The organism is Azospirillum sp. B21 (assembly GCF_008364825.1).
GTDB lineage: Bacteria > Pseudomonadota > Alphaproteobacteria > Azospirillales > Azospirillaceae > Azospirillum.
The window spans coordinates 65,726-73,711 of sequence record NZ_VTTO01000024.1 but is presented as its reverse complement, the minus strand read 5'-3'; the positions used below and the strand labels follow the sequence as shown (position 1 = coordinate 73,711).

The window sequence follows — 7,986 nt, the reverse complement described above, 5'->3', positions numbered from 1 at the left end:
GCTAAGCCTTACTAATCGCTCGATCGGCTTGATCTCACCCCACACAAACCGCGCCATGCGCAGCAGCAAGCCTGCTTGACGCACACACCGCAGTTCGATACATCCTCACCCTCACTTGCACTGAACAGCGATACGCTTTGGGAAGAGCGTCGGTCTTGAGCCTTGGTGACCTGGTGGTCATGGCGAGGTGTCAAACACCCGATCCCATCCCGAACTCGGCCGTGAAAAGCCTCCGCGCCAATGGTACTGCGTCTTAAGACGTGGGAGAGTAGGTCGCCGCCAGGTCACTCAGGCTCAAGAGACGCTCAATCACGAAGCATAAACGCTGACATCTTCGCACACCCCACCAGAAACGCCCCGGCTCGCATGAGCCGGGGCGTTTTTCGTGTTTGGACCGTCTTCTTAGATCTCCCGCTTCGTCATCTGGTCGGCGATATACTCCGCCTGCCGGATCGCCAGCGCGACGATGGTGAGGGTCGGGTTCTCAGATGCTCCGCTGGTGAACTGGCTGCCGTCCGACACGAACAGGTTCTTGATGTCGTGCGCCTGTCCCCATTTGTTGACGACACCGTCGCGGGCGTTGGCGCTCATCCGATTGGTGCCGAGGTTGTGGGTGGACGGGTAGGGCGGGGTGTGGATGGTGCGGACAGCACCCACCGCGTCATAGACCGCCGAGCCGCGCCCATAGGCGTGGGTGCGCATGGCGATGTCGTTGGGGTGGTCGTCGAAATGCACGTTGGGAATGGGCAGGCCGAACTTGTCCTTCTCAGTGGCGTGCAGGCTGACGCGGTTGGTCTCGCGCGGCATGTCCTCCCCCACCAGCCACATACCGGCGATATGGTCGTAGGCATCCATCGCCGAGCTGAAATCGCGGCCCCAGGCGCCGGGATCGAGGAAGGCGGCCATGAAGGGCACGCCAAGCGACAGCGTTTCCATCTCGTAGCCGCCGACGAAACCGCGCCGCGGGTCGAAGCGGGACTCGTCCTTGATGATGCCGGCCATGGTGGTGCCGCGGTACATGTGGACCGGCCGATCGAACACCGCATAGACGGAACCGGTCATGTGCCGCATATAGTTGCGCCCGACCTGACCCGAGGAATTCGCCAGCCCGTCCGGGAACATCGTCGAGGCCGAATTCAGCAGCAGGCGCGGGCTTTCGATAGAGTTGCCGGCCACCGCGACGATGCGGGCCTTCTGCCGCTGGATGGCGCCGGTGCCGTCGGCATAGAGCACGGCGTTGACCCGGCCCTTGGCGTCATGCTCCACCTTCAGGACCTGGGCGTTCGGCCGGACCTCCAGATTGCCGGTGGCCTCGCCCTTGGGGATCTCGGTGTAGAGGGTGGACCATTTCGCACCCGATTTGCAGCCCTGGAAACAGAAGCCGATCTGCTGGCAGGGTCCGCGGCCATCGCGCGGCTTGCTGTTGATCGACATGTTGCCGGTGTGGAAATCGGTGTAGCCCAGCTTCTTGGCGCCGGCCGCCAGCACCTTGTAATTGTTGTTGCCGGGCAGACGCGGGATGCCGTTGGTACCGGTTGTGCCCATCTTGAATTCGGCCTTGGCGTAGTAGGGCTCCATCTCCGCCAGCGTCACCGGCCAGTCAAGCAAATTGGCCCCCTCCACCTCGCCATAGGTCGTGCGCGCCTTGAACTCATGCTCCTGGAAGCGGAGCGAGGCGCCGGCCCAATGGACGGTGGACCCGCCGACCGCCTTGACGATCCAGGCCGGCAGGTTGGGAAAGTCCTTCGCCACCCGCCAGGCACCCGAGGTGGTGCGCTTGTCGAGCCAGGAGATTTGCGAAAAGCTCTTCCACTCGTCGTTCACGAAATCCTGGATCTCGTGGCGCCCGCCGGCTTCCAGGCAGACGACCTTGATCCCCTTCTGGGCCAGTTCGTTCGACAGGGTGCCGCCGCCGGCCCCCGATCCGATCACCACCACGACGCCGTCGTCGTCCAATGAGAATTTCGCAGCCATGTCTCGTTCCTCCCCGTTGCGGGCTTTTGTGGGCGTTCATTGAGGCTGGTCGCGTCAGGCGTCCTTGATCCAATCGAGATCGTCGAACCCGCGGTGGATGTAGCCGCCATATTCGGCCGACGCCCCTTCGTAGCCGAGCTTCGCCCACACCTCCGGCTGGTTGTAGAGCGCGACCACCATGTCGCCGCGGACCTTGCTGAAGAACGGGGTGGTTTCGATAGATTTCAGTACTGCGACGCGGTCCGCCTCGGCTGGAATGGCGGCGTAGGGAGCATTGCGCAGCTTGCGCGCTGCGGTATCGAGTGCCACGGCGCCTTCATTGAGCTGGCCGGCCAGCGTCGCGTCCTTGGCGGCTTCCTGGTCCATGGAGGCAAGCGCCTTCTCGTAATAGGCGTCGCCCAGCCGATCGTGCGGATAGAGGTCGCGCACCATCACCAGAAGTGTTTTGGCAGCGTCGGGCTTGATCGCCGTGAGCGCATCGGCCCAGGCCGGCGCTGCCGCGATGGACACGACACCGCTGGAGACCGCGCCCGCCGCCGCCACCGAAGCGGCCGAGGTTTTGAGGAAATTCCGCCTGTTGAACCGTGTCCGTTTGTCGAGAACGCGCATGATCGACGTCTCCTTCCCAAGGGGTTTGTTCTTGTCGTCAAAACTCAGCAGTAGCGGCCGTGGCGTTGCAGGACCTCGGTCTTGTAGCCGTCCGGATCGGTGACGAAGAAAAAGCGGGCCAGCAGCGCGCCGCCGGGGGCGAACTCCTTCACCGGCGTTACCGGGAAGCCCAAGGCCGACAGCCGGGCGTGCTCCCGCTCCAGATCGTCCACCGCGACCGCCATGTGGCCGTAGCCGTCGCCATGGGTGTATGGGGTGCTGCGGTCGTGGTTGACGGTCAATTCCAGTTCGAAATCGTTCTCCGCATTGCGCAGGTAGATCAGCGTGAAGCCGTCGAAGGCCAGCCGCTCGGCCGGCTCAAGCCCGAAGGCCTTCGCGTAGAAGTCAAGCGACCGCTGTTCGTCGAGGACGCGCACCATCATGTGGATGATCTTGGCCATGATGCTTCCTGCGATGTCGTTGTAGGGCCGGGTCAGCGGGTTGCGCTGGTTTCCAGGAAATTGACGATGCTCTTGCGGACGCTGCCGTCGTCCTGCCGGTAATTCATGTAGCTGCCGGGGAGGAACTCGTTCGAGTTCGCCAGCCAGCGCTCCAGATGGCCGGCGTCCCAGGCGAAGCCGGCGCCTCGCAACGCGTCGGAATATTCGAAACCGGACGCCGAGCCGGCCTTGCGGCCGATGACGCCAAACAGCGGCGGTCCGGCGCGCGGGCCATCGTCCTTCTTCACCGTATGGCAGGCTCCGCATTGCTGCCGGAACAGCGTCTCGCCTTCCGCCGCCGCGGATTTCCGCGTGAAAGGCGAGAACGGTATGGAGAGCAGGAGCAGCAGCATCACCCAGCGGTGCGGCGACAGTTTCGCGTGCATCGCATGCCTCATCTTTCAAAATCCCTCCCGATACGTGGGGCGGCGCCTGCGCTATTCTTTGCCGGATCAGCCGGGCAGGTGGCAGAGGCGGCGCCGTTGACTGGGAACAGCAAGCGTCATGCCATCTTGCGGGCGGTTGCCGGGAGCTTGGTGGCGGGACGTTTTCCTGGGGTGTCGCCGGTATCGAGTGTCCCGACTGTTTCGTTTTGAGACACCCGCCCGCGACAGATCGTCTCATGATGGGACAGTGGGTGATGCGAACGTTCTTTAAAATCGGTTTGCCGCCGCCGATTGCCGGCTTGGCATGGCCGTTGCTTTACAGGGTCGACGGTGCAGCCGCCCCCGTTAGGCGGACGCAATCGGCCTGAAACCGGACGATCTCGGATATCACGCCGCCGGCATCCCATAGGCCGGCACGACTTTGCCCGGCAGCGATTCGCCCGGCACCGGCGAACGACGCGATCCTTCAGGCCCGATCCTTTAGCCAGACCATCGGAACACCATCATCAAAATCATGGGGAGAGACGACATGCCGGATGGATTGACGCTGAACAAGATCACCAGCCAGAAAGGCATTGGCATCAGCGAGGCGGCGCGCCGTGTCGCCGATCTCGGCTGGACGCCCTCCTATGTCAAGGAGGCGATGGCCTTTCCGACTGACTACAAGATCTCCAAGGCGCCGCGCGACCCGATGAAGCAGGTCCTGCGCTCCTACTTTCCGATGCAGGAGGAGAAGGACAACCGCGTCTATGGCGCGCTGGACGCAGCACTGCGCGGCGACATGTTCCGCAATGTCGAGCCGCGCTGGATCGAATGGATGAAGCTGTTCCTGGCGATCATCCCCTTCCCGGAGATCTCGGCGGCGCGGTCGATGGCGACGCTGGGCCAGCTGGCGCCGGGCGACGATCTGCGCACCGGCTTCACCATGCAGATGATCGACGAGTTCCGCCACTCGACGATCCAGATGAACCTCAAGAAATGGTACATGGAGAACTACATCGACCCGGCCGGCTTCGACATCACCGAGAAGGCGTTCGGCAAATGCTACGCCACCACCATCGGCCGGCAGTTCGGTGAGGCGTTCCTGACCGGCGACGCCATCACCGCGTCGAACATCTACCTCCAGGTCGTGGCGGAGACCGCCTTCACCAACACGCTGTTCGTCGCCATGCCGTCGGAAGCGGCGCGCAACGGCGACTATGCCCTGCCCACCGTCTTCCTGTCGGTGCAGAGTGACGAATCCCGCCACATCGGCAACGGCCATTCCATGCTGATGTCGGTGCTGAAGGAGCCGGACAACCATCTGCTGCTGGAACGCGACATCCGCTATTCCTTCTGGCAGAACCACATGATCGTCGATGCCGCAATCGGCACGATCATCGAATACGGCACCAAGAATCGTGACAAGAACAAGGAATCCTACGCCGAGCTGTGGCACCGCTGGATCTTCGAGGATTACTACCGCACCTACATGCTGCCGCTGGAGAAGTACGGCATCAAGATCCACCACGACGACGTTCATGAAGCCTTCGACAGCATCGTCAAGAAGAACTACGTCCACAAGATCGCCCAGTTCTTCTCGGCCGGCTGGTGGGCCAATTTCTGGCGCATCGAGGCGATGACCGAGCGCGACTTCGAATGGTTCGAGAGCAAGTATCCGGGCTGGTACGACGAGTTCGGCATCTGGTGGGAGAATTACGCCAAGCTCAGCAAGCCCGGCAGCGTGCCGATCACCTTCGCCGACACCGGCTACGTCTATCCGCACCGCTGCTGGTCGAGCCTGGTACCCTGCGTGATTCGCGAGGACTTCCAGGTCGACGAGGTGAATGGCGAACTCTTCACCTACGCTTCCGAGGTCGACCGCTGGACCCACAAGGAGGCCTTCGCCGGCGAATACCAGGGTCGCCCGACCCCGGCGATGGGCCGCTTCTCCGGCCGGCGCCAGTGGGAGGAGGTCTATGACGGCTGGGACCTCGCCGACGCCATCCAGGACATGGGCTTCGTCCGCCCCGACGGGAAGACGCTGGTCGCCCAGCCGCATCTGTCCTTCGAGGAGAAGGACATGTGGACGCTCGACCATGTGCGCGGCCACACCATCCGCAGCCCGCTGCTGGCGCTCCGCGAAATGACGCCGCAACAGCGTCAGGCCCATGTCGAGGAATACCGCAAGGGCTTCACGATCCGTCGGGTCTGATCCCCCGCCCATTCACTCGGGCCCGACCCCCTTTCCAACCGGAAGGGGGGAACGGGATCCCCTGCGGACATCACAGGCGGACATCACCGCGGAGATCGACAGACCATGACCGCACAAGCGCTGCACAACAGTCCGGCCGTCCACACGGTGCGGCTGGAGCCGGTCGGCATCGAAATGGAGGTCGCGGAGGGGGAAACCATCCTCGACGCGGCCTTCCGCCAGGGCGTCTCGCTGATGCATGGCTGCAAGGAGGGGCAATGCTCCGCCTGCAAATGCCTGCTGATCGACGGCGACGTGGAGATGCTGAAATACTCCACCTTCGCGCTCTCCGATCCGGAGCGCGACAGCAACCACATCCTGCTCTGCCGCTCGCTGGCCTACAGCGACGTGGCGGTGGAACTGCTGAATTACGACGAGGATCTGCTGTCCCGCTCCATCCCGGTGAAGGACTTCAATGCGCGGCTGGCGGCGGTGGAGCCGCTGACCCACGACATCGTCGCCATCGCGCTGGAACTGGACCAGCCGATGAAGTTCTGGGCCGGGCAATATGCCGACATCACGCTGCCCGGTATCGGCCTCACCCGGTCCTTCTCGATGGGCAATCCGCCGGCCGACGGCAACCGGCTGGAGTTCATCATCAAAAAATATCCGGACGGCGCCTTTTCCCGCCAGCTCGACGGCGGCCTGTCGGTCGGCGACCGGGTGAGCGTCCGCGGTCCCTACGGCACCTGTTTCCGCCGCGAGGGGCGGGACGGGCCGATGATCCTGGTCGGCGGCGGGTCGGGCATGGCGCCGCTGCTGTCGATCCTGCGCGATCAGGCCGCCAGCGGCGAGACGCGGCCGGTGCGTCTCTTCTACGGCGCCCGCAGCCGCAGGGACCTGTTCCACCTCGACCTGTTCGAGGAATTCGCCCGCAGCCTGCCGGACTTCGCCTTCATCCCGGCCCTGTCCCATGCCGAGGAGGGCGACGGCTGGACCGGCGAGACCGGCTTCATCCACGAGGTGCTGCGCCGGCACCTATCCGAAATGGCGGAGGTGGAGGAGGCGGACGTCTTCTCCTGCGGGCCGCCGCCGATGATCGACGCGGTGCTGCCGGTCCTGCAGATGGCCGGCGTCGATTCCGCGCGCGTCTATTTCGACAAATTCACCCCCGCCACCCGCTGAGCCGGGCTTTTGCAAATACGGGAGGAAAGACGATGACCATGCAGGAAGCCGATACCACAGCCGCATCCGCCGCCGCCGGAGCCAAGGTCTTTCCGGGATCGGACAGCCGCCGCTACAACTACTTCGAGCCGAAGGGGCGCAAAGCCACCCATTACGAGGACGTGACGGTCGACGTCCAGCCCGATCCGGAGCGCTATCTGCTCCAGAACTGGATCATCTCCTTCGGCGACGGCACGCCGACCTATTCCAAGGACTGGACCGCGCTGAAATGCACGGACTGGCACGGCTTCCGCGCGCCCGACCAGGAATGGGAACGCACCCATTACCAGCGCCAGTCCACCATCGTCGGCATGATCCAGAACGTGGTGGAGAATGCGCGCCGCGCCGGTGCGCCCCAGCGCTTCGACAAGGCCTGGGTCGCCGTACTGCAGAACCATGTCGGTGCCTTCAAGCATGCCGAATATGGCTTGGGCACCGCGCTGATGCGGGCGCAGCGCTACGGCTACACCCAGATGGTCAACAACGCCATCTTGACCAACGCCTCCTACAAGCTGCGCTTCGCCCAGGACCTGACGCTCTATCTGGCCGAGGTCGGCAGCGATATCGGCGGCTTTGACCTCGATGCCGGCAAGGCGCACTGGCTGGACGATCCGATCTGGCAGCCCTGCCGCGAGGCGGTGGAGCATATCCGCGCCGCCACCGACTTCCTGGAGCAGTATTTCGCCGTCAACCTCGTCTTCGAACCGCTGGTCGGCGAGCTGTTCCGCAGCGGCTTCGTCATGCAGGTGGCGGCGGCGCAGAACGACTTCTCGACCCCGTCGGTCATTTCGGCGGCGGAGGCCGACTATGAACGGAACCTCGCCAACGCGGTGGAGCTGTTCGCCCTGCTGCTGCACGACGCGGCGCACGGGCAGGACAACCGGACCATGCTGCAGAGCTGGTTCACCCATCATGCCGGGCTGGCGGTGAAGGCGGCGCTGCAGCTTCAGCCGCTGTGGTCGCTGCCCAGGGTCAAGGCGGCGAGCTTCGCCGATGCCTTCGAGCGGGCGCGCAACCGCGTCGCCGCCATCGGGCGCGAGATCGGCATCGACGCCGACCTGCCGGCCTTGCCGCCGGTCGAGGTTGGGCAGCCCGCCGCCCCGGCCGCGGTTTCTGATGCCGCGGCCGAGTGATCCTTCCC

General features: G+C 64.2%; 7 protein-coding genes and 1 rRNA gene. 4 read left to right on the top strand and 4 right to left on the bottom strand.

The genetic code is table 11. From position 1 onward, the window contains the following. The first annotated feature begins 169 nt into the window (after positions 1-169). A 5S ribosomal RNA gene (rrf, locus tag FZ983_RS30825) occupies positions 170-285 on the top strand. Between the two features lie 117 nt (positions 286-402). Here rrf and FZ983_RS30820 read toward each other — a convergent pair. The 4 genes from FZ983_RS30820 to FZ983_RS30805 are packed head-to-tail and all read right to left on the bottom strand — an operon-like array spanning position 403 to position 3,448. Then, the gene (locus FZ983_RS30820; RefSeq protein WP_149228371.1) at positions 403-1,974 is read right to left on the bottom strand and encodes a GMC family oxidoreductase; all 1,572 of its coding nucleotides are present in this window, start codon (positions 1,972-1,974) and stop codon (positions 403-405) included. Between the two features lie 54 nt (positions 1,975-2,028). Further along, entirely contained in the window at positions 2,029-2,583 is a 555-nt protein-coding gene (locus FZ983_RS30815; RefSeq protein ID WP_149228370.1) for a twin-arginine translocation signal domain-containing protein, read from the bottom strand. Between the two features lie 44 nt (positions 2,584-2,627). Next, positions 2,628-3,023, bottom strand: coding sequence for a VOC family protein (locus FZ983_RS30810; protein WP_149228369.1), 396 nt, complete (start codon positions 3,021-3,023; stop codon positions 2,628-2,630). Between the two features lie 32 nt (positions 3,024-3,055). Then, entirely contained in the window at positions 3,056-3,448 is a 393-nt protein-coding gene (locus tag FZ983_RS30805; protein ID WP_149228368.1) for a c-type cytochrome, read from the bottom strand. Positions 3,449-3,977: 529 nt separating this feature from the next. Here FZ983_RS30805 and FZ983_RS30800 point away from each other — a divergent pair. From FZ983_RS30800 to FZ983_RS30790, 3 genes are all read left to right on the top strand, one after another. Further along, entirely contained in the window at positions 3,978-5,642 is a 1,665-nt protein-coding gene (locus FZ983_RS30800; RefSeq protein ID WP_149228367.1) for an aromatic/alkene/methane monooxygenase hydroxylase/oxygenase subunit alpha, read from the top strand. Between the two features lie 105 nt (positions 5,643-5,747). Then, entirely contained in the window at positions 5,748-6,806 is a 1,059-nt protein-coding gene (locus FZ983_RS30795; RefSeq protein ID WP_149228366.1) for a 2Fe-2S iron-sulfur cluster-binding protein, read from the top strand. Positions 6,807-6,838: 32 nt separating this feature from the next. Beyond that, positions 6,839-7,978, top strand: coding sequence for an aromatic/alkene monooxygenase hydroxylase subunit beta (locus FZ983_RS30790; protein ID WP_149228365.1), 1,140 nt, complete (start codon positions 6,839-6,841; stop codon positions 7,976-7,978). Positions 7,979-7,986: the final 8 nt, after the last annotated feature.